The sequence below is a fragment of the Hymenobacter sp. BT491 genome (genome assembly GCF_014349165.1).
GTDB classification, from domain to species: Bacteria; Bacteroidota; Bacteroidia; order Cytophagales; family Hymenobacteraceae; genus Hymenobacter; species Hymenobacter jejuensis.
This window is the reverse complement of sequence record NZ_JACSJJ010000003.1, coordinates 554,828-572,803: the sequence shown is the minus strand read 5'-3', so window position 1 is coordinate 572,803 and position 17,976 is coordinate 554,828. Positions and strand designations below refer to the sequence as shown.

The 17,976-nt window shown below is 54.1% G+C and carries 19 protein-coding genes; 6 read left to right on the top strand and 13 right to left on the bottom strand.

Annotation, left to right across the window (positions count from 1 at the left end):
• Positions 1-46: 46 nt before the first annotated feature.
• From H9I52_RS13965 to H9I52_RS13950, 4 genes are read left to right on the top strand one after another with little or no spacing between them, the layout of a single operon-like run.
• On the top strand, positions 47-775 hold the full coding sequence (locus H9I52_RS13965; RefSeq protein WP_187454362.1) for a hypothetical protein: 729 nt from the start codon (positions 47-49) through the stop codon (positions 773-775).
• Between the two features lie 46 nt (positions 776-821).
• Positions 822-2,192, top strand: a complete 1,371-nt coding sequence (locus tag H9I52_RS13960; RefSeq protein WP_187454361.1) for an SHOCT domain-containing protein — start codon at positions 822-824, stop codon at positions 2,190-2,192.
• A 51-nt stretch (positions 2,193-2,243) separates the two neighbouring features.
• Positions 2,244-3,311 carry a DUF3089 domain-containing protein gene (locus H9I52_RS13955; protein ID WP_187454360.1) on the top strand — a complete coding sequence of 356 codons (1,068 nt, stop codon included), beginning with the start codon at positions 2,244-2,246 and terminating at the stop codon, positions 3,309-3,311.
• 20 nt (positions 3,312-3,331) lie between these two features.
• Positions 3,332-3,739, top strand: a complete 408-nt coding sequence (locus H9I52_RS13950; protein ID WP_187454799.1) for an ACT domain-containing protein — start codon at positions 3,332-3,334, stop codon at positions 3,737-3,739.
• Positions 3,740-3,798: 59 nt separating this feature from the next.
• Here the strand turns inward: H9I52_RS13950 and tsf are convergent, their stop codons facing one another.
• The 9 genes from tsf to recA all read right to left on the bottom strand — a co-directional run bounded on the left by tsf (position 3,799) and on the right by recA (position 11,552).
• Positions 3,799-4,635 carry a translation elongation factor Ts gene (gene tsf, locus H9I52_RS13945; RefSeq protein WP_187454359.1) on the bottom strand — a complete coding sequence of 279 codons (837 nt, stop codon included), beginning with the start codon at positions 4,633-4,635 and terminating at the stop codon, positions 3,799-3,801.
• 198 nt (positions 4,636-4,833) lie between these two features.
• Positions 4,834-5,601 (bottom strand): 30S ribosomal protein S2, encoded by a 768-nt coding sequence (gene rpsB / locus H9I52_RS13940; RefSeq protein ID WP_139515980.1) that lies wholly within the window; start codon positions 5,599-5,601, stop codon positions 4,834-4,836.
• Positions 5,602-5,619: 18 nt separating this feature from the next.
• The gene (rpsI, locus tag H9I52_RS13935) at positions 5,620-6,006 is read right to left on the bottom strand and encodes a 30S ribosomal protein S9 (RefSeq protein ID WP_139515981.1); all 387 of its coding nucleotides are present in this window, start codon (positions 6,004-6,006) and stop codon (positions 5,620-5,622) included.
• A gap of 39 nt (positions 6,007-6,045) precedes the next feature.
• Positions 6,046-6,498, bottom strand: a complete 453-nt coding sequence (rplM, locus tag H9I52_RS13930) for a 50S ribosomal protein L13 (protein ID WP_139515982.1) — start codon at positions 6,496-6,498, stop codon at positions 6,046-6,048.
• Between the two features lie 139 nt (positions 6,499-6,637).
• Complete coding sequence (locus H9I52_RS13925) at positions 6,638-7,351, bottom strand: RluA family pseudouridine synthase (protein ID WP_187454358.1); 714 nt, start codon at positions 7,349-7,351, stop codon at positions 6,638-6,640.
• Between the two features lie 35 nt (positions 7,352-7,386).
• A complete protein-coding gene (locus tag H9I52_RS13920; RefSeq protein ID WP_165699379.1) occupies positions 7,387-8,466 on the bottom strand; it encodes a sensor histidine kinase in 1,080 nt (359 codons plus the stop codon).
• Between the two features lie 69 nt (positions 8,467-8,535).
• The gene (locus H9I52_RS13915) at positions 8,536-9,315 is read right to left on the bottom strand and encodes a response regulator transcription factor (RefSeq protein ID WP_187454357.1); all 780 of its coding nucleotides are present in this window, start codon (positions 9,313-9,315) and stop codon (positions 8,536-8,538) included.
• A gap of 65 nt (positions 9,316-9,380) precedes the next feature.
• Positions 9,381-10,208, bottom strand: coding sequence for a DUF3108 domain-containing protein (locus tag H9I52_RS13910; RefSeq protein ID WP_187454356.1), 828 nt, complete (start codon positions 10,206-10,208; stop codon positions 9,381-9,383).
• A gap of 261 nt (positions 10,209-10,469) precedes the next feature.
• Positions 10,470-11,552 carry a recombinase RecA gene (recA, locus tag H9I52_RS13905; RefSeq protein ID WP_139515986.1) on the bottom strand — a complete coding sequence of 361 codons (1,083 nt, stop codon included), beginning with the start codon at positions 11,550-11,552 and terminating at the stop codon, positions 10,470-10,472.
• Positions 11,553-11,740: 188 nt separating this feature from the next.
• On the opposite strand from recA, the gene H9I52_RS13900 reads away from it, so the two are divergent.
• Complete coding sequence (locus H9I52_RS13900) at positions 11,741-13,006, top strand: hypothetical protein (RefSeq protein WP_187454355.1); 1,266 nt, start codon at positions 11,741-11,743, stop codon at positions 13,004-13,006.
• Here the strand turns inward: H9I52_RS13900 and H9I52_RS13895 are convergent.
• On the bottom strand, positions 13,000-13,596 hold the full coding sequence (locus tag H9I52_RS13895) for a GNAT family N-acetyltransferase (RefSeq protein ID WP_187454354.1): 597 nt from the start codon (positions 13,594-13,596) through the stop codon (positions 13,000-13,002). The two genes, H9I52_RS13900 and H9I52_RS13895, sit on opposite strands and share 7 nt — an antisense overlap.
• A 182-nt stretch (positions 13,597-13,778) precedes the next feature.
• Here H9I52_RS13895 and H9I52_RS13890 point away from each other — a divergent pair, with 182 nt between their 5' ends.
• Positions 13,779-14,663, top strand: coding sequence for an SDR family NAD(P)-dependent oxidoreductase (locus H9I52_RS13890; RefSeq protein ID WP_187454353.1), 885 nt, complete (start codon positions 13,779-13,781; stop codon positions 14,661-14,663).
• Positions 14,664-14,873: 210 nt separating this feature from the next.
• Here H9I52_RS13890 and H9I52_RS13885 read toward each other — a convergent pair whose 3' ends face one another.
• The 3 genes from H9I52_RS13885 to H9I52_RS13875 all read right to left on the bottom strand — a co-directional run bounded on the left by H9I52_RS13885 (position 14,874) and on the right by H9I52_RS13875 (position 17,818).
• On the bottom strand, positions 14,874-15,317 hold the full coding sequence (locus tag H9I52_RS13885) for a hypothetical protein (protein ID WP_187454352.1): 444 nt from the start codon (positions 15,315-15,317) through the stop codon (positions 14,874-14,876).
• Between the two features lie 41 nt (positions 15,318-15,358).
• Positions 15,359-16,324, bottom strand: a complete 966-nt coding sequence (locus tag H9I52_RS13880; RefSeq protein WP_139515991.1) for an AAA family ATPase — start codon at positions 16,322-16,324, stop codon at positions 15,359-15,361.
• Positions 16,325-16,429: 105 nt separating this feature from the next.
• A complete protein-coding gene (locus H9I52_RS13875; RefSeq protein WP_139515992.1) occupies positions 16,430-17,818 on the bottom strand; it encodes a peptidylprolyl isomerase in 1,389 nt (462 codons plus the stop codon).
• Positions 17,819-17,976: the final 158 nt, after the last annotated feature.

Here is a 17,976-nt window from a genome sequence, read left to right as displayed (position 1 = left end):
CGTAAAAAGTAGCTTATCTTAAGCTTCAAAACGTATCAATTTGATTATGAAACACTTGTATTTTCTGGTATTCGGTTGCCTTCTCGGGTGCATTGCGGCTACATCGGCTTCGGCGCAGCTCTACGACGTGCGCACCAACAGCGTCAACTACGAACGCAAAGAGCGCGACGCCCTCAAAGTGCAGGTAGAAGGCACCGCCCAATGGACGCGCGATTTCTGGGTGTCGTGGCTGAAGGATACCTATAGCATCAAGCTGAAGGGCGAGGGCGTGTTCGGCGTGGGCAAAAAAGACCTGTTGGTGGCCAAGCAAGCACCCGTGTCCAGCGTCTCGGGCAAGCTGCTGGACTTGTATTCCACCGTTACGTCGCCTTCCGATACGGTTTCGGAGCTGTCGGTGTGGGCTGCTATGGGCCCGGACGCGTTTTTGAGCCCCGACCGAACCCCATCAGAATTCGCGGCCCTGCGCAACATCACGCAGAACTTCGCTACGGCGGCCCGGCTAAAAGCCTTTCGTGAGCAGATAGCCGCCGCCGAAAAGCAGTTGAAAGACGCAGAAAAAGAGAAGGAGAAGCTGGAAAAGGAACGCGTCAGTCTGCAAAACAACACCACCAGCAACCTGGCCAAGATCGAATCGCTGAAAAAGCAGAACATCGAAAATACCCTCAAAGCCCGCGAAGACTCGGTGAAGCTCATCACCAACGCCCAACTGCTGGACCTGCGCAAAGCCCGGCTGCAAAGTCGGCGTGACCGTTTGTCGGCCCTCGACCGTAAATAGTCCGCATGCATCTTGCATTGCTTCGCCCTAACGCGCCGCTTTTGCCATGGAAAAAGATCCTTCGCCTCTCGACACCCTGCGCCAGCTCAAAGAATGGCTGGATGCGGGCGCTATTACGCAGCAGGAGTTCGATACGCTGAAGCGCAAATTGGTCTTCAGCGATACGGCACCGACTTCGCCCGCTTCGCCTCCTGCGCCGCCTGCAGCATCTACACCTGCTTCGAATCCTGCGCCGCCCGCCCCGGAATATCCTACGTTGATTCCGCCCGTGGAAGAGAGCTTTTTGCCGCCTTCCGCAACTCCGAAAGCGGAGGAGCCCGCGTTCCTGCCGCCCAAGTCCCTGACGCCACCCCCGTCCGCTACCGTGCCGCCGTGGGAGTCAACCGCTCCGTTGGGAACGCCGTCTTCCTTCACACCGCCTTCGCCCGAAGTGCCAAAAGATGAGCCACTTGCACCGCGTGCTTCCTCACCCGTAACTCCGGCCTCGCCGATTGATTCATTTATTCGGGAGCAGCAGGAAGCCAAGGCGCCACGTCCCACCGAGCCCGTGCGGCCTGTAGTGCCCCCGCCCGCTCCCGAAACTACGGTTCGGCGCGCTCCACAACCCATTGTGGAAGAAGATGAACCGTATGTAACGCCCCCGGCCGGCCGTAGCCCTTTGAGCACGATCCTGATTGTAGGCGGCATTGTGGCGTTGCTGGCGTTGGTGGCGTATCTGGTGCTCGGCAATCGGCAATCGGAGAGGCTCACCAGCACCTCCAAAACCGAAGCTGACAGCGTGGTAGTGCAGCCAGAGGTGGGGCCACAGGATGCGCAAATTGATTTGCCAGCGGCCACAGGTCCGGAAACGGTACGCGTAAGGCCCGCCATCCCCCCAGCTGTTTCGACGCCTGCCGCCCATGATTCGGCGAAGGCGCCAGTTACGGCCCCCGTGCCCGCTACTACTCCGGCGCCTGTACAAACGCCTGCTAATGAGCCTGATACACCCGCGGCTGAAGACAGCGCTACTAAGAGCGATGCATCTGTCACGTCGCGGGTGCAGAGCCTCTTAGCGGCGTATTACGAAGATTTGAAAGCGCCGCCCTTTGCAGCCGCGCAATATCTTGCGCCTAATGTAGAGCGCTTTTACACGCTGCAAAACGTGACGCCAACTGCCATCAACGAAGAGTTGACGCGCAGTCATTTCCCTGAATTTCAGGAGGCACAAACGCAGATTGAGCCGGGAAGCCTAAAGGTAGGTCCGGTTGCCAACGACGGCTCCCGCGTGATTACTTTCCTGGAAAAAAGCAGTGCTTTTCGGACGTCGCTGAACAAACACCAGCAAACCCGGGCTCAGGTACGAATGCGCCTCGACCGGAATATGAAAATCTCTTACCTCCGGCAGGAGCGGCTGTTGGAGAACACTTTTACTGATTAACTAGAATATTCCCGCGTCATTTGGCTCTTCGTCGCGGTTTTTGAGCTTTCCATGTTTCGTTCTTGCTCTATCCTGATTCAGTTGTTGCGCTCATCGGCGCTCGTCCTTCCCTTACTGCTAGCTTCCTGCATTGGCGTTATCCGGCCTAGTCGCGATTTCACGACGTATCAGCCGGCGGCCGAACCCGATTATGCCATGGCGGCCAACTGGGCGGCGCTGCCCGATCGCCGTGATTCGGCCGACGCGGTGCCGCGCAATACCGATTTGCACGACCGCCAGCGCGACGCGCCAGTGGATGTGTTCTTTGTTCACCCGACTACTTTCTATCGCCGCGGCGCTTGGAACGCTGATTTGAGCAATGAATCCGTAAACAAATTCACCGACGCCAGTACCATTCGCAAGCAGGCAAGCGTCTTCAATTCCACGGCCCGAATCTACGCGCCGCGTTACCGACAGGCTACGTTGTTCTCCTTCTTCGACGACAAGAGCGAAAGCGGCAAGCGGGCGCTCGACTTGGCATACAGCGACGTAAAAGCGTCCTTTCAATATTACCTGAGCCATTATAATATGGGTCGGCCGATCATCATTGCCAGCCACAGCCAAGGTACCTTGCATGCTACGCGCTTGCTGCACGAGTTCTTTGACAACGACCCGAAGCTGCGAAAGCAGTTGGTCGCCGCTTACCTCATTGGGTTCAACGTCAAAAACAATGAATACCAGAGTATTAAGCCCTGCGAAGATTCGACGCAAACCGGTTGTTACGTAAGCTGGAATACGGTAGAGTGGGGCAATGATTACCCGCCCTTCGAGGGCGGCGTAGCGACCAACCCCCTCACCTGGACCCGCGACACTGCTACCGCGCCCGCCGCCCTGAACTTGGGCGGCACCCCCTATAGCTTCACGGGCCTTGATAAAGCTGTGGTAGATGCCAAAGTGCACAACGGCTTGGTGTGGGTGCATCCGCCCAAAGCTGCGGGCTATCCGCGCTTCTTGCTGCCGGGGCGCCCCGAGTTGCGTCATTCATTCCACATCGCCGACTACGCGCTGTTTTACCTGAATATCCGGCAAAATGCGGAAGCAAGGGTACGAGCTTATCGGATGCACATGGCAGGTAACTAATTGATAGTCAAATATTTGTGATGGAAGGCGAAATGAATCTGTCGGTGCTGCTTATGTCGATGCAGCCGATCTTGCGGGCGGAAGAATTTGTTTTCTGTACTACACGTAACGCACCGTCTACCGCTTTGCGCGAGGCTATCTGCTGGTTTCGCGAAGAAGAAGGCTCGACACTTATCCTGACTCGGGCGCAAGCCGATGCCGCGCAGCTTTCTTATGCTTCAGCATTCCGGATGATTACCTTAGCAGTGCATTCTAGCCTCGAAGCCGTCGGCTTTTTAGCTGCCGTCACCGGAAAGCTTGCGGCAAATAGCATCAGCGTAAACACCGTTTCTGCTTATTATCACGATCACTTATTCATCCCAATAGATCGCGCCGCCGAGGCGATGGAGGTACTCTGGGAGTTATCACGCAACTCGCTCCAAGAGTAAATAAAAAAGCCCACTGGCATTACACCAGCGGGCTTTTTTAGTAAGTACGGATTCTAAGCTTAAGCACCAATAGCTACGCGCTTGAAGTCGCTGACGGTCATGCCCTTCTGCTTGTTGTCGAGCAGTTTGGCGATAGTTACCGAGTTGTCCTTCACAAACTCTTGGTTGAGCAGGGTATTGTCTTTGTAGAACTTGTTGAGCTTGCCCTGAGCGATTTTCTCCAGCATAGCTTCTGGCTTGCCTTCGGCGCGAGCTTGCTCTTTGCCGATTTCAATTTCGCGCTCTACAGTAGCCGAATCTACACCGTCTTTGTCAACGGCAACAGGCTTCATCGCTACGATTTGCATTGCTACGTCGCGGCCTACTTCGGTAGTGTCAGCACCACCTACGTTCTTCAGTCCTACCAACACGCCTTTCTTGTTGTCGGAGTGGATGTAGGAAGCAACTTTCTCAGCGGTCAGTGTTTCGTAAGCAACTACGTCGATCTTCTCGCCGATTTTGCCCATCAGGTCGGTGATGTGCTCCTGTACCGAACGGCCATCCGATTCTTTAGCAGACAACAACTCTTCTTTCGAAGCAGCATTGCTCGATACGGCGGCGTCCATTACTTGCTTAGCCAAATTGCGGAAGTCTTCCACTTTGGCCACAGGCTCAGTTTCGCAAGCCAAAGCTACCAACTTGCCTTGAGTGCCATCTTCGCTAACGCTTACCAATACAATGCCTTCGGCAGTAGCATTTTCAGCACGCTTGTCGGCAATTTTCTGACCTTGCTTGCGAAGAATGTCGCGAGCGGCTTCGAAATCGCCATCAGCTTCAGTCAACGCTTTTTTGCAGTCCATCATGCCTGCGCCGGTCATGGCGCGGAGCTTGTTCACGTCTTGGGCGGTAATAGCCATTACTGTGAGATTATGGGTGAGGAGGTTTTAAATCTTTTCAAGCCGCAAATCCTTTTGCGAAAAGGAAGCAGTTGGCCCCGTATTCCACGGATTGTACCAACTCTGCATTTCCGTCATTCTGACAGGTTGCGGGTAAAGAAAAAGGGAACACCGGAGCCGAGTGCTTCGCATGTTCCCTTTTTATAACGGTCAGCAAGCCTATTCGTCGGCGTTCTGCTTTTCCTTAATGCCTTCTTCTTCTGACTGCTTCTTGTCAGCTTCTTCCTTGTCGACTTTGCGCTCCGACAGGCCTTCTTCAATCGCTTTGGCCATTGCGCCAACAATCAGCGAAATAGACTTAGAAGCGTCGTCGTTAGCAGGAATTGGGAAGTCTACTAGCTCCGGGTTCGAGTTGGTGTCGCAGATCGCAAATACCGGGATGTTCAGCTTTTGGGCTTCTTTCACAGCAATGTGCTCGCGCTTCACGTCCACTACGAACAGGGCAGCAGGCAGGCGGCTCAGGTCGGCAATGCCGCCCAAAACGCGCTCCAGCTTTTCACGCTCGCGCGACAGCATGAGGCGCTCGCGCTTGGCCAGTGCCGCGTAAGCTGTATTTTCTTTCACCATCTTGTCGATGGTGCTCATTTTCTTCAACGACTTGCGAACCGTAGCGAAGTTAGTGAGCATGCCACCCAACCACCGGTCGGTTACGAAAGGCATTTTCAGGCGCTTGGCCTCTTCGGTTACAATTTCCTGAGCCTGCTTCTTCGTTGCAACGAACATGACCTTACGGCCGCTCTTTGCAATGTTGCGGATGGCGTTGGTAGCCTGATCCAGCGAAACAAGAGTTTTGTTCAGGTCGATAATATGGATACCGTTCTTCTCCATGAAGATGTACGGCGCCATTTTCGGATCCCACTTGCGCGTAAGGTGACCAAAATGGGCACCTGCGTCGAGCAGGTCTTTATAAGTGGTGGACTGAGCCATGATAGATTTCCTCTGGGATTAGCGTTTCGAGAACTGGAACGAGCGACGAGCCTTGCGACGGCCGAACTTCTTGCGTTCTACCATGCGGGGGTCACGGGTCAAGAAGCCTTCCTTCTTCAACGCTGGCCGAGACTCAGCAGTTTCTTCCACAAGGGCTTTCGAAATGGCCAAGCGGATAGCTTCAGCTTGGCTGGCGATACCGCCGCCGCGCACGTTCACCTTTACGTCATACTGCCCGAGTTTCTCGAGCGTAGCGAAGGGCTGGTTCACGATGTTTTCCAGGAGTTCGTTGCCGAAATAGGCTTTCATTTCCCGGTCGTTGATAGTGATATTCCCTTGCCCGGCCTGCATGTAGATGCGGGCCACCGAGGTTTTTCTTCTACCAGAGGTGTTGGTAATTTCCATTAAATGAAGAAGTTAAGAAAAAGAAAGTCAACTAGTGACTTAGAGGTTCGTTAGTTCAACAGCTTTGGGCTGCTGGGCTTCGTGTGGGTGCTCAGCACCGGCATACACAAACAGGTTACGGAACTGCTCACGGCCCAGACGGTTGCCTTGCAGCATGCCTTTTACTGCGTGCTCAATTACGCTGGCCGAGTTCTTGGCCTTCTTGTCGCGTAGGTTGATACGCTTCTGGCCACCCGGATAGCCCGAGTGCGTTACGTAAATCTTGTCGGTCATCTTCTTGCCGGTCACGCGCAGCTTGTCGGCGTTGAGAACAATGACGTTGTCGCCGCAATCGGAGTTGGGCGTGAACGAGGGCTTGTGCTTGCCGCGCAGGATGTTTGCAATTTGGCTGGCCAAGCGGCCAAGCGGTGCAACACTGGCATCAATCACGACCCAGCCCTTATTGGCGTTGGCTTTGTTGACGGATTGCGTCTTGAAGCTCAGATGATCCATTGGGGAGGAGGATAAGCAGTTGGAAATGAGAAGAATCCGGATACGGTCCGGCAAAAACGGACACAAAGTTACGGTCTTTCGCTGGATATGCAAGTCAGTGGTTAAGAATTGTATAGTGCAGCAAACGCCAAAGCGCGTTCTACTTATACTGACGTAGGTTTTCGACCAGCACGCGGAAGTCTTTTGGGTAAGGAGCCTCTACCGTAATCGGCTCACCGCTGAGCTTGGCAAAGCTCAATTTGGCAGCATGCAGGGCAAAACGCTTGATAAAAGGCTGCTCTTCTTCGCCTTCCTTCATATTGAATTTCTTTTTGATGGAGGATAGGTAAAAGTCCTCGCCCCCGTAGAGCGTATCGCCTACAATGGGTGCCTGTAAGTACATCAGGTGCAGCCGAATCTGGTGCATGCGGCCCGTAACCGGAACGCATTGTACCAAGGTATGCCGGGTATAGGTTTCGAGCGTGGTGAAGTAGGTTTCAGCGGGTTTGCCTTTGTAGGCCAAACGAGCTTTGCCTTTGGAAGTTGTTTCGATGCTGCGATCAACCAATTGGTTGTCAAACTGATGGATGCCCCAAGCGACGGCATGGTATAATTTGCTGACCTCGCGGTTTTCAAACTGCATCGAAAGGTGACGATATGCCTCCGGGTTTTTGGCCAGCGCCAAAGCCCCCGAAGTTTCCTTGTCTAGGCGGTGGCAGGCCTGCACGTCGTCGTGGTATTGCCGGGCCATGCGCAAAATGTTAGGGGCCGTTCCGATGCGCTCGTCGAGGGTAGCCAGGTAAGGCGGCTTGTTGATGACGATGTAGTCTTCGTCTTCAAACAGAATTAAGTCTTGAAAATCAGGATGCTTCATAGCGGGCCGCAAAGGTACGCCGAAGTCACGGAAGCTTATGCCTCGGTTGGGGTATCTTTGGGAGGCGCCGGGATATTTTTGGGCCGTGGAAGCTTGAATTCCAGCGTGGTACCGTGCCCAAGCTCACTGTGCACCCGAATGGCCGATTTGTGCGCTTCTACAATATGCTTGCTAATGGCTAAGCCTAAACCCGAACCGCCCGAATCGCGCGACCTGCTTTTGTCGATGCGATAAAAGCGCTCGAAAATGCGGTTTTGGTGTTGCTTCGGGATGCCCTCTCCGTCGTCGCGCACCGAAATTTTGACCACCTTGTTTCCCTCAATGAGGGTGACAGTTACGTGGCCGTTCTCACGCCCGTATTTGATGGCGTTATCTATCAGATTGACAAGCACTTGGCGGATTCGGTTGCGGTCTGCGAGCACGTAGATACCCGTAGCCGGAATCGTCGGTGGAAAGAGTACCAGTTCGACGTTGCGCTGGGCTGCTTTCAACTCTAGTAGCTCAAAGATTTCCCGCACCAGTGCCGCTAAGTCGAAGGCCTGCCGACGCATGCGCACAACGCCCTTTTCCAGCTGCGATATCGTCACCAAATCCTGCACCAAGGCATCGAGCGCGTCGAGGCTGGCGGCGGCTTTGGTCAGGAATTTCTTGCGCGTAAAATCGTCTACCTCGTCGTCGTCCAGAATGGTGTGTACGAAGCCTTGCGCGGCAAAAATAGGCGTCTTCAATTCGTGCGAAACGTCGGCTAGAAATTCGCGCCGCAGGGCTTGCAGGCGCTTGAGTTCGTCGATTTCCTTCTGGCGGCGCTCGGCCATTTGCAGGATTTCGTCGCGCAGGCGCTTAAGGGGCTCGGGGCGGAACAGAAACTTGTTGGAAAGGCGCTTAAATTCCTTGCGCTTGACGTTTTCCAGACTTGCGTAAATGTTGTTGATCTCGCGAAAAATCAGCGCTTCAAACGACAGATACACCAGCAAAAAACACGCTGCTACCGTAATGCCCCCAGCCAGAAAGGCTTCCCGAAAGGCCATGGCGGGCACCACCCACGCAAACGTAGTCAGCACGCCGGCTACCAGCAGCGCAATCAGGATGGCAATAGACCGCGATGAAAGGTCCACTTTGGAAAGTTAAATTACAAGTGTCTTATAATCAATATGTTATAAGGAGGTATATTAATTTGCGGCGGCTTAGTCGGTGTTGAATTTATAGCCCACGCCCTTGATCGTCTGGATGTGGTGATCGCCTACTTTCTCGCGCACTTTGCGCACGTGCACGTCCACGGTGCGGGCCAGTACAAACACGTCGTTGCCCCAGATATTTTGCAGCAGCTCGTCGCGGCCAAACACTTTGTGCGGTGTGGCCGCCAGAAAGGCGAGAAGCTCAAATTCCTTTTTCGGCAGCACAATCTTGCGGCCGTCCTGGTACACGGCAAAACCCGTGCGGTCGATGGTGAGGCCGTTTATCTCAATGGTGTCCTGCACGGCCTGGGGGTTGCGGTCGCGGCGCACGAAAGCGGCGAGGCGGCTAAGCAAGGCGCGCGGCTTGATGGGCTTGGCAATGAAATCGTCGGCACCGGCTTCGAAGGCCGCTACCTCCGAAAACTCCTCGGCGCGGGCCGTCAGGAATACGATATATGTGTCTTTGAACAACGGCTGCTCGCGCAGCAACCGGCAGGTAGCGATGCCATCGAGGTGCGGCATCATCACGTCGAGCAAAATAATATCGGGGCCGAACTGTGGCGCCACTTCCAAGGCCTTGCGGCCGTCGGTGGCGCTGGCTACTTCGTAGCCTTCTTTGCGCAGGTTGTACTCCAGCAATTCGACGATGTCTGGGTCATCATCTACCACGAGAATCTTGTAGGCGTTGGGCGAAGGCGTAGGCTGCTGCACGGTACGAGGGGATTGGGGGTAGAAAAATATACGCGACGACAAAAATACCGTCTGACGGGCGGCAGGACGTGTTACCATTTTGTGAAGCGCTTGCGGTTCGGGCATAAAAAAAGCGACTCACCAGAGTCGCTTTACTAAAAGGGTCAGTTTTGAGCCACCAGATTCAACCGGTTCCTCAGGCCTTGGTATTTATACATATCCACTTTCACGGAGCCTACAAACATCTCGGCCTGAATGAGTACCGGAATCTTGTTGCGGTCGTCGGAAAGGTAAACGGAGATGGCATTTTCGCCGCGGAAAAGCTTGTTGCTTGGCATTTTCGGTACCAGCTTGATGGCGCGGATGTTGCCGGCTTTTGTCTCCACAGTTTCCCGGCCTTTGTAAATGACATCCATGTTGAACACTTCTTCGTCAAAAAAACCTTGCACCCGGATGACTTCGCCAATGCGGCGCTGGTCGTAATTGATGGTGCGCAAAAAGTAGACGCCGCTGACTAGGTCCTGCACGTTGTTGGGAACTTTATAGGTACCCTGCTTGGGCGGGTCCTTCTCTTTTTTCCGTACTTCTACCATCACTACGTCCCGGGCGTGGTCGAAATCTACGGTTTCTTTTTTACGGTAATGGTTTTCTTCGATGTTGCGAAAAAAGCGTTGCGGCAGAATGCTGGTCGTATCGATATACGAACGCCACGTATCCCGGATGCGCAGAAACAGGTCGAAGGAGCCGGTTGTGCGGCCAGTCACAGTAGCCTTGTAGCACGGCCGATCGTTGATGCGGTGAATGTCGTTGGCTACTTCAATGGTCGCTTCAGCGGCATTAATTAGCCCGTAATGAACTTTATAATTGAGTACTTCGCCGCGGGTAAAGCTGGTATTGGGCACAGCCCGCATTACATCATTCGGGCCAAAAGAAGTCAACAGACCCGCTACGAGGGTCAATAGAGAGGCAAGCGCAAGCCAGCGGCGATTCATAGAGGCGGTAATGATAGTTTTAGCCGGGGCTTACTCAAACGCGATGCCAGCAAATATAAGCAGCCGACCTCATACCCCTTCCGGATTCAGCAGGAACGCAAACTGAGCAGTGAGGTTGGCTAAAATTCCCTGACCGGCTTGATACCAAGCAAACAACGGAAGCCGGGAAAAAGATATAAACACAAGTATTTGATAGTCAATTGGTTGTAAAAAAGCCTCCCCAGCTAGCTGGGGAGGCTTTTTGAAGGAAAGCGCCGAAGTTTATTCGTCTTCGTCCGCGATCGACTCGTCGGTAGGAATCGCAGCTAAGGCAGCAGCAGGCTCGCCTTTCACCATGTCGCGAATCTTCTTCTCGATTTCGTCGGCCAGTTCGGGGTTGTCGTGCAGAATGGTTTTCACACCTTCACGGCCTTGGCCCAAACGGTCGCCGTTGTACGAGAACCACGAGCCCGACTTAGCAATAATGCCCATGTCAACGCCCAGGTCCAGGATCTCACCGATTTTGGAGATGCCTTCGCCATAGATGATGTCGAACTCGACCACTTTGAAGGGCGGCGCTACTTTGTTCTTCACCACCTTCACTTTCGTGCGGTTGCCGGTTACGTTGTCTTTGTCTTCCTTGATTTGGCCAATCCGACGGATGTCGAGGCGCACGGAAGCGTAGAATTTCAGCGCGTTACCACCGGTCGTCGTTTCGGGGTTACCGAACATCACGCCGATCTTCTCGCGCAACTGGTTGATGAAAATGCAGCAGCAGCCGGTTTTGTTGATTGTGCCGGTCAGCTTACGCAGGGCTTGGCTCATCAAACGGGCGTGCAAACCCATTTTCGAGTCACCCATGTCGCCTTCCAGTTCACCTTTTGGCACCAGAGCAGCTACGGAGTCAATTACAATGATGTCGATAGCACCCGAAGAAATCAGCTGGTCAGCGATTTCCAGAGCTTGCTCTCCATTGTCGGGCTGCGCGATGAGCAGGTTTTCGGTGTCGATGCCCAGCTTTTCAGCGTAGCTCTTGTCGAAGGCGTGCTCGGCGTCGATGAAAGCGGCAACGCCACCTTTTTTCTGCGCTTCTGCAATGCAGTGCATCGTGAGCGTAGTCTTACCCGACGATTCTGGGCCGTAGATTTCAACAACACGGCCTTTGGGCAAGCCGCCAATGCCGAGCGCAATGTCGAGGCCGAGTGAGCCTGTGCTAATCGACGGAATGTCGCCGATCTTGTTGTCGCTCAGCTTCATCACGGTGCCTTTGCCGAATGCCTTGTCCAGCTTATCCATGGTGAGCTGAAGGGCCTTCATTTTCTCGGAGACCGGATTGGCAACGGCTTTGTCTGTGGTTGCAGCCATTTGGGAGGGGTTTATAGAATTTCTTAGGTTTGGTGAAATTACGCTTTTTTGGCCGGTCGTCCAATCGCTCAGTACATCTCATGTACCGAGTGCAGCCGCTGTTTCGGGCCGGCTTTTGTTAACACGGCGGCTCTATATTTTGTGCCCGCAATGCTAAAAAAATTTGCTGGGATTGAGGGTAAGCTTCTATGCTAAAAATTTTGTCAATTCTGCCGGCGCGTACTATTCTGATACTGACCTTACTAGCTTGGTTGGGCAGTTCGGAAGCGGTTTTGGGACAACTGGACAACCGGGCATTTGTCGAACCCAGACCAGGTGCAGCGCGGCAAATACACTATGCACGCGATCCGGATTATGGTCAGCAGGTAGCAAAAGATTCTGTAGGCGGCGTAATTCCCAAAACATATCCGGTGGCAGAAGCCGGTGACTTACGGCTCTCAGTTTACTGCTTCACCTTTTTTAAAGACAACGAGTACTTCAACAAAATCGCCGATGGCTACACGCTTTTCGGCACCCAGATCAATCCGCAGTTTGTCTATTATCCGACGCCTAATTTGAGGCTGGAAGGTGGCGTGTTTCTGTGGAAGGATTTCGGCAGCCCGCGGCTGCAACAGGTAAGGCCCACATTCAGAGCGACCTACACCAAGAATCGCAGCGAGTTCCTGTTTGGCAACATTCGGCCGCACCTTAGTCACGGATACATCGAGCCGTTGTTCAACTTTGAGCGTGTGATTCTGCGGCCGCTGGAAGAAGGCTTGCAATACCGCTACACCGGCGACCGGGTTGGGCTGGATGTGTGGGTCGATTGGCAACGGCAGCAGTACCGCTATAGCAATTACCAGGAAGAGATTGCGGGCGGACTGAGCGGCAACATCCGCCTTACCGGCGACGACAGTCGCGTGACTCTAACGTTGCCCGTGCAATTCACCGCCACGCACCACGGCGGCCAGATTGACACCATTGACCGACCGTTGCAAACGCTATTCAACGGTGCTACGGGCCTTGTTGCGCGATATCAGCCCAGAAACAGCAAAACCGCCTATCGTATAAATGCTTATGTAACAGGGTATTACGACAAGTCGTTTGCGTACTTGTTGCCCTACAAGCGCGGGGCCGGCCTCTACCTCAACGCCACGGCCGAAACGCGCTACCTCGATGTAATGCTCAGCTATTGGCAAGGCAATAAATTTATTGCTCCCCTGGGCGGCGACTTGTACCAGTCCGCGTCGCGTACGGTGGCCAACCCTACGTATACTGAAGCCAACCGCCGCATCCTGATTCTGAGGCTAATGCGTGATTTTTCGTTGGGCGAAGCGGCCGCCATCACGGTGCATGTAGAACCGGTATACGACTTCCAGGCCCGTAGCACCGAGTTTGCGGCCGGCATCTACCTGAACTTCCGGCAGGAATGGCTGCTGGGGAATATCGGCAAGCGGGTTCGCTTCGCTCAGTGAGCCTGCTGGTAAGTGGTCTTGTGCAGGGAAAAATGCAGAATCTCCGGTTTGGCATCCGAGCGTAACGGCCAGAGCCGCGGCCTGACTGCCAATTGCTTAAAGCCTGCATGCAGCGCCACTGCAAAGCTGCGCGGGTTATCGGCGTAGCACCGGATGGTAAGCCGCTCGGCGCTGATGGTGCTGGTGAAGCCGAAATGCACAGCCGCTTCGAGGGCTTCGCGGGCGTACCCGTTTCCTTCGGCGTCGGCGTCGAGGTAGTAACCAATCTCAGCCGTAACCGGCCGGGCCCAGTTTGGCTTCAGGCTGATATCACCTACATATTGAGCAGTGGCTGCGTTCCAGATGCCAAATGCATACAAACGGCCTGCTTGCCAGTCGTGCGCAAAAATGCGCAGCACGCGCTGGGCATCCGTAACGGCTTTTACCGCCGCCACCCGCGAAGGAAAAGCGCGGTGCAGCCGGCCCCGATTCCTGTCGAGCAAGGCAAAAAATACGGCTTCGTCCAAGGCCGAATAAGGCCGTATCGTCAGGCGCGACGTGCGGATGGGCGACAGCGACGGAACTGGAGGAGGCGAGACAACAGAAGGCATAGAAGATGGCGCGCGGGTCCGTTTGCTTACGGCTAAACAAGGCGTTGGTGTCAGAATTGGTTTGGGCCACCGCGGTAACCTGCGGTGCAACTGCCCGTTAAGTTCTAGGGTTGGCGACGCTTTCGGCTCGCTGATTTTATACGCGTTCTGTTCTACCAAACCTTAAAAAAACGAATATGACTATGCAGGGAAGACTCGAAGGCAAAGTCGCCATTGTTACGGGCGGCGGTACCGGTATTGGCGAAGCCATTTGTAAAAAATTTGCGCGCGAAGGGGCGGCTGTAGTTGTAGCAGGCTTCGTGGAAGATCCGGTGCGGGCAGTGGTAGATGAAATTACGGCCGCCGGTGGCCGGGCTGTAGCCTTCACTGGGGATGTTTCGCATCAGCAGACGGCGGAAGCGTGCGTAAAACTGGCCGTTGAGCAGTTTGGCAAGCTAGATATCTTAATTAATAATGCGGGTGTTTTCCCAACTACTTCTACCATAGATACTTATCCGGTGGAAGCGTTTGAGTACCTCATCAAAAACAACGTGTATTCGACGTTTATGATGACCAGAGCTGCTATGCCGTATTTGCAGAAAACCCGCGGCAACGTCGTGTCGGCCGGTTCCGAATCAGGGGAGATCGGGTTGGCGCAGAACTCGCCTTATGGTGCCTCCAAAGGGTGGGTGCACGCGTTTATGCGCGGCGTAGCTGTAGAGCAGGCCCGCAACGGCGTACGCGCCAACTGCGTGTGCCCAGGCCCTATTGATACTGCCTGGACGCACAAAGAAACTGGCCCCATGACTGCCAAAATGGAAAAAGGACTGGTGGCCGGTACGCCCATGGGCCGCCGCGGCACTACCGAAGAAGTCGCCAATGTGTACGCATTTATCGCTTCCGACGAAGCCAGCTACGTGACCGGTGCCCTTTACTTCGTGGACGGTGGCACCACCGTATCCAAAGGCCCCGACGGCGACGAGGTACCGAGCGAACTAAAGCAAGAACCAGAAGGTCAGTTGGCCGTCGAGCATTCCAAAGACGGGCACACCAAAATCCGCGAAGCGGATGCAGGGCACATGGTCTGAACCACGGATTGGTGCGGATTAGACGGAATTCGCGGATTTTGTAGCTGTCTTATTTTTTATTAACCCTACGTTGAGAAACAAAAAAGCCACTGCGGATGCAGTGGCTTTTTTGTTTAGTATAATGTGCATAAGGCACTGGCTGGCAACTGATTGCGAATTAGTAACAAAATCCGCGAATTCCGTCCAATCCGCACCAATCCGTGGTTCAGACTACTTTTTCACAGCCAGGCCTTGCAAATGGGGGTGTTTGTATTGCACAGGGCTGCCCAATGCCTGCTGAGTACGCATGACGTTGACGAGGCGCGCCGTTTCGTTGAAGTACTCGAGGCGGCGAATGAGCATTTCCTTCGTCAAGACGCGGCCTTCGGGCGTGCGCATGAAAGACTTTTTATCTTCCAGAATGCGACGCATAATGGCCTCGGTTTCGGACTCATGCTGCATGTACTGTTGCTCAAATTCAGCCAAACGGGCTAAACCGTCTGTAGTGAGGCGGTATTGTGCGCCACCAGCGTTGAGCACTTCGCAGAGCACGTATACTTCCAGCGGCAAAGACACTTCCAGTGGCGTAGTGCGCACATCGAGCCCGGCACGCAAAGCATCCAGAGTGATTTCAACGTTGCGCTCGAACTGTTGGTAGTAACCGGGAACTTCCATGAAATTTTTATTTAACTGTTTGCAGGTGACTGCTAACTGGCTTAAAGCAACTCTTTTATGATTTGTTCTACGGTAATGCCCTCGGCTTCGGCTTTGAAATTGCGCACCAAGCGATGACGCAAAATAGGCAAGGCCACGGCGCGTACGTCCTCAATATCCGGCGAATATTTACCGTTGAGCAGTGCATTGCATTTGGCCCCCACAATGAGATGTTGCGAAGCCCGTGGACCAGCGCCCCATTCTAACAGTTGACTTACGCGTGCGCCTGCCCGGTCGGTGTTGGGCCGCGTTTTGTGCACCAAGCTTACAGCGTATTCCACCACATTATCGGCCACCGGCACGCGGCGCACCAAGTGCTGATACGCCTGAATATCATCGGCGTGCAAAATCTTGCTGATCGTGGGCTTGGTATCGGAAGTGGTGTTCTTTACAATCTGAAGCTCAGCTTCATAGCTCGGATAACCCAGTTCGATGTTGAACATAAAGCGGTCGAGCTGAGCTTCTGGCAGTGGGTACGTGCCTTCCTGCTCGATAGGGTTTTGCGTGGCCAACACAAAGAACGGGCGCTCCAGCGAATAGCGCTTGCCGGCCACCGTCACGGCGTATTCCTGCATGCTTTCCAGCAGCGCCGCCTGCGTTTTGGGCGGCGTCCGGTTGATTTCGTCGGCCAGCACGATGTTGGCAAACACCGGTCCGTGCACGAACTGGAAATCGCGCTGTTGAGTAAGTGTCTCAGAACCAACGATATCCGAAGGCATCAGGTCGGGCGTGAACTGAATGCGGTTGAACGACAGGTCAAGCGAGTCGGCAATGGTCTGGATAAGCAGCGTTTTGGCCAAGCCCGGCACGCCTACCAGCAGGCAATGACCCTGCGAAAAAACGGCCGTCAGCACGAGGCGCACTACTTCGTCTTGGCCGATGATAACTTTGCCGATTTCCTGGCGCAGCGTACGATACGAGGCAGCCAGCGCGTCGGCGGCTTCTTTGTCAGAAGAGAATGTGCGCATCCGGGGTAGTTATCGGTAAGTAATTGCTAACAGTCAGAAAATAAGCAGGTTGTGGGTAGCGGGTCAGAAGGCTTCTGACCCGCTACCCACAACCTGCCGTGTAACTTAAAGCGCAGAATTCAGGAGCTTACAATCGGCGTATTGCGGATCGACGTCGATGAATACGCCGGTGCGGTTCTTCTCAAACCACTCATCCAACGCCTTGTTTTTCTTCTCGTTCAGAGCGGCGGCGGCTATTTTCTGGTAGTCGTCGGTGAGGTTGGCTTGGTGCGGCGGGCGGTTTGCCTTCAGCCAGATGATGCGCATGGCATCTTTGCCGTCGTCGGTACGATAGGGCAGGGGCTTGGTGATGTGCCCCACTTTCATCGTGTCGATAGTGAAGAAAATAGCAGGATCGATCTTGTCGAGCGGCAAGTAAGAGCTGTTGTCGGCGCGGTTTTGCAGCAAACCGCCATTGCCGCTGGTGCTTTTGTCATCGGAGAAATCCTTGGCGGCTTTTGCAAAGCTAATGCTGTCGGACAGGATACGCTTCCGGATCTTTTCGAGCTGGGTAGCGGCTTCGTTGACATCGTTTCCGCCCGTTTCCGGCTTCAGCAAGATATGTCGTGTGCTAAATGTTTCGCCCTTGCGCTCAATGAGTTGGATAAGGTGGAAGCCAAACTGCGACTCTACTACCGGCGACATCTGACCGGGCTCTAAGCGTAGCGCCGCTGCTTCGTACTCCGGTACCAGTTCATGGCGCTTGAAGAAACCCAGATACCCGCCTTCTGCGGCCGAGCCGGGGTCTTGCGAAAACTGCTTGGCCAGCGTAGCAAAATCTTCTCCTGCTTGGATGCGGGCGCGTAACTCGTTGAGTTTGGCAATGGTAGCCTGCTTGGCTTTCTGATTGACCTGCGCAAACTTAATAATCTGACCTACTTCTACTTCCGTAGAAAAATAAGGCAAGCTGTCTTTCGGAATGCGGTTGAAGTACTGTTTTACTTCGCGAGGCGTCACGGTGACCTTGCCCGCAATTTGCTCTTGCATTTCCTGCTGCACGAGCTGTTCCTTAACCTGCGGGCGCAAATCCTCCTTCAATTGCCGCAACGGCTTGTGATAGTATTCTTCCAGCTTCTGCTCCGAGCCGATCTGCTGCACAAAATACGCCATCCGACGATCGAGCTCGCTCTTTACTTTGTCGTCGCTGACGACCACGGAGTCGGTTTCGGCCTTGGCTAGCATGAGCTTGTTGAGCACCATGCCCTGCAAAATGCGGCACTGGGTATCGGGGGGAAGCGGTTTGCCTTCAGCCCGTGCAACTTCTTGAGCGTAAGCACCTTCCAAATCGGAGCGCAGTACAATCTGGTTATCGACCTTCACGATGATGCCGTCTACGATTTTGCGCCCCACCGGACGACCCACGCCGAGCTGCGCAAAGCTTGTAAACACCGTGCCAGCTAGCAGCCCCACACTGAGCAGAACCACACGAACCGACAAACGAAAAAATTGAGTCATGGAATCTAAAAAAGTAATGATCGTGCCGGTGAGTTTGCCGCACGAACCGACCAGCTTTTGAAACGCAAAAAGCCGCCCGTAAATTTCAACATAAATCCTTTCTCTGACAAAAACAGCAAGTTAGGCTCCAATGCGGCTCGGGCTACTTCGGCAAAGAG

Coding starts and splice junctions, on each gene's coding strand:
- rpsB (WP_139515980.1), bottom strand. CDS start 5,601: ATGGCTCAGTCCACCACTTATAAAGACCTGCTCGACGCAGGTGCCCAT.
- H9I52_RS13965 (WP_187454362.1), top strand. CDS start 47: ATGAAACACTTGTATTTTCTGGTATTCGGTTGCCTTCTCGGGTGCATT.
- H9I52_RS13950 (WP_187454799.1), top strand. CDS start 3,332: ATGGAAGGCGAAATGAATCTGTCGGTGCTGCTTATGTCGATGCAGCCG.
- H9I52_RS13960 (WP_187454361.1), top strand. CDS start 822: ATGGAAAAAGATCCTTCGCCTCTCGACACCCTGCGCCAGCTCAAAGAA.
- tsf (WP_187454359.1), bottom strand. CDS start 4,635: ATGGCTATTACCGCCCAAGACGTGAACAAGCTCCGCGCCATGACCGGC.
- recA (WP_139515986.1), bottom strand. CDS start 11,552: ATGGCTGCAACCACAGACAAAGCCGTTGCCAATCCGGTCTCCGAGAAA.
- H9I52_RS13890 (WP_187454353.1), top strand. CDS start 13,779: ATGCAGGGAAGACTCGAAGGCAAAGTCGCCATTGTTACGGGCGGCGGT.
- H9I52_RS13885 (WP_187454352.1), bottom strand. CDS start 15,317: ATGGAAGTTCCCGGTTACTACCAACAGTTCGAGCGCAACGTTGAAATC.
- rplM (WP_139515982.1), bottom strand. CDS start 6,498: ATGGATCATCTGAGCTTCAAGACGCAATCCGTCAACAAAGCCAACGCC.
- H9I52_RS13900 (WP_187454355.1), top strand. CDS start 11,741: ATGCTAAAAATTTTGTCAATTCTGCCGGCGCGTACTATTCTGATACTG.
- H9I52_RS13915 (WP_187454357.1), bottom strand. CDS start 9,315: ATGGTAACACGTCCTGCCGCCCGTCAGACGGTATTTTTGTCGTCGCGT.
- rpsI (WP_139515981.1), bottom strand. CDS start 6,006: ATGGAAATTACCAACACCTCTGGTAGAAGAAAAACCTCGGTGGCCCGC.
- H9I52_RS13910 (WP_187454356.1), bottom strand. CDS start 10,208: ATGAATCGCCGCTGGCTTGCGCTTGCCTCTCTATTGACCCTCGTAGCG.
- H9I52_RS13895 (WP_187454354.1), bottom strand. CDS start 13,596: ATGCCTTCTGTTGTCTCGCCTCCTCCAGTTCCGTCGCTGTCGCCCATC.
- H9I52_RS13955 (WP_187454360.1), top strand. CDS start 2,244: ATGTTTCGTTCTTGCTCTATCCTGATTCAGTTGTTGCGCTCATCGGCG.
- H9I52_RS13880 (WP_139515991.1), bottom strand. CDS start 16,324: ATGCGCACATTCTCTTCTGACAAAGAAGCCGCCGACGCGCTGGCTGCC.
- H9I52_RS13925 (WP_187454358.1), bottom strand. CDS start 7,351: ATGAAGCATCCTGATTTTCAAGACTTAATTCTGTTTGAAGACGAAGAC.
- H9I52_RS13875 (WP_139515992.1), bottom strand. CDS start 17,818: ATGACTCAATTTTTTCGTTTGTCGGTTCGTGTGGTTCTGCTCAGTGTG.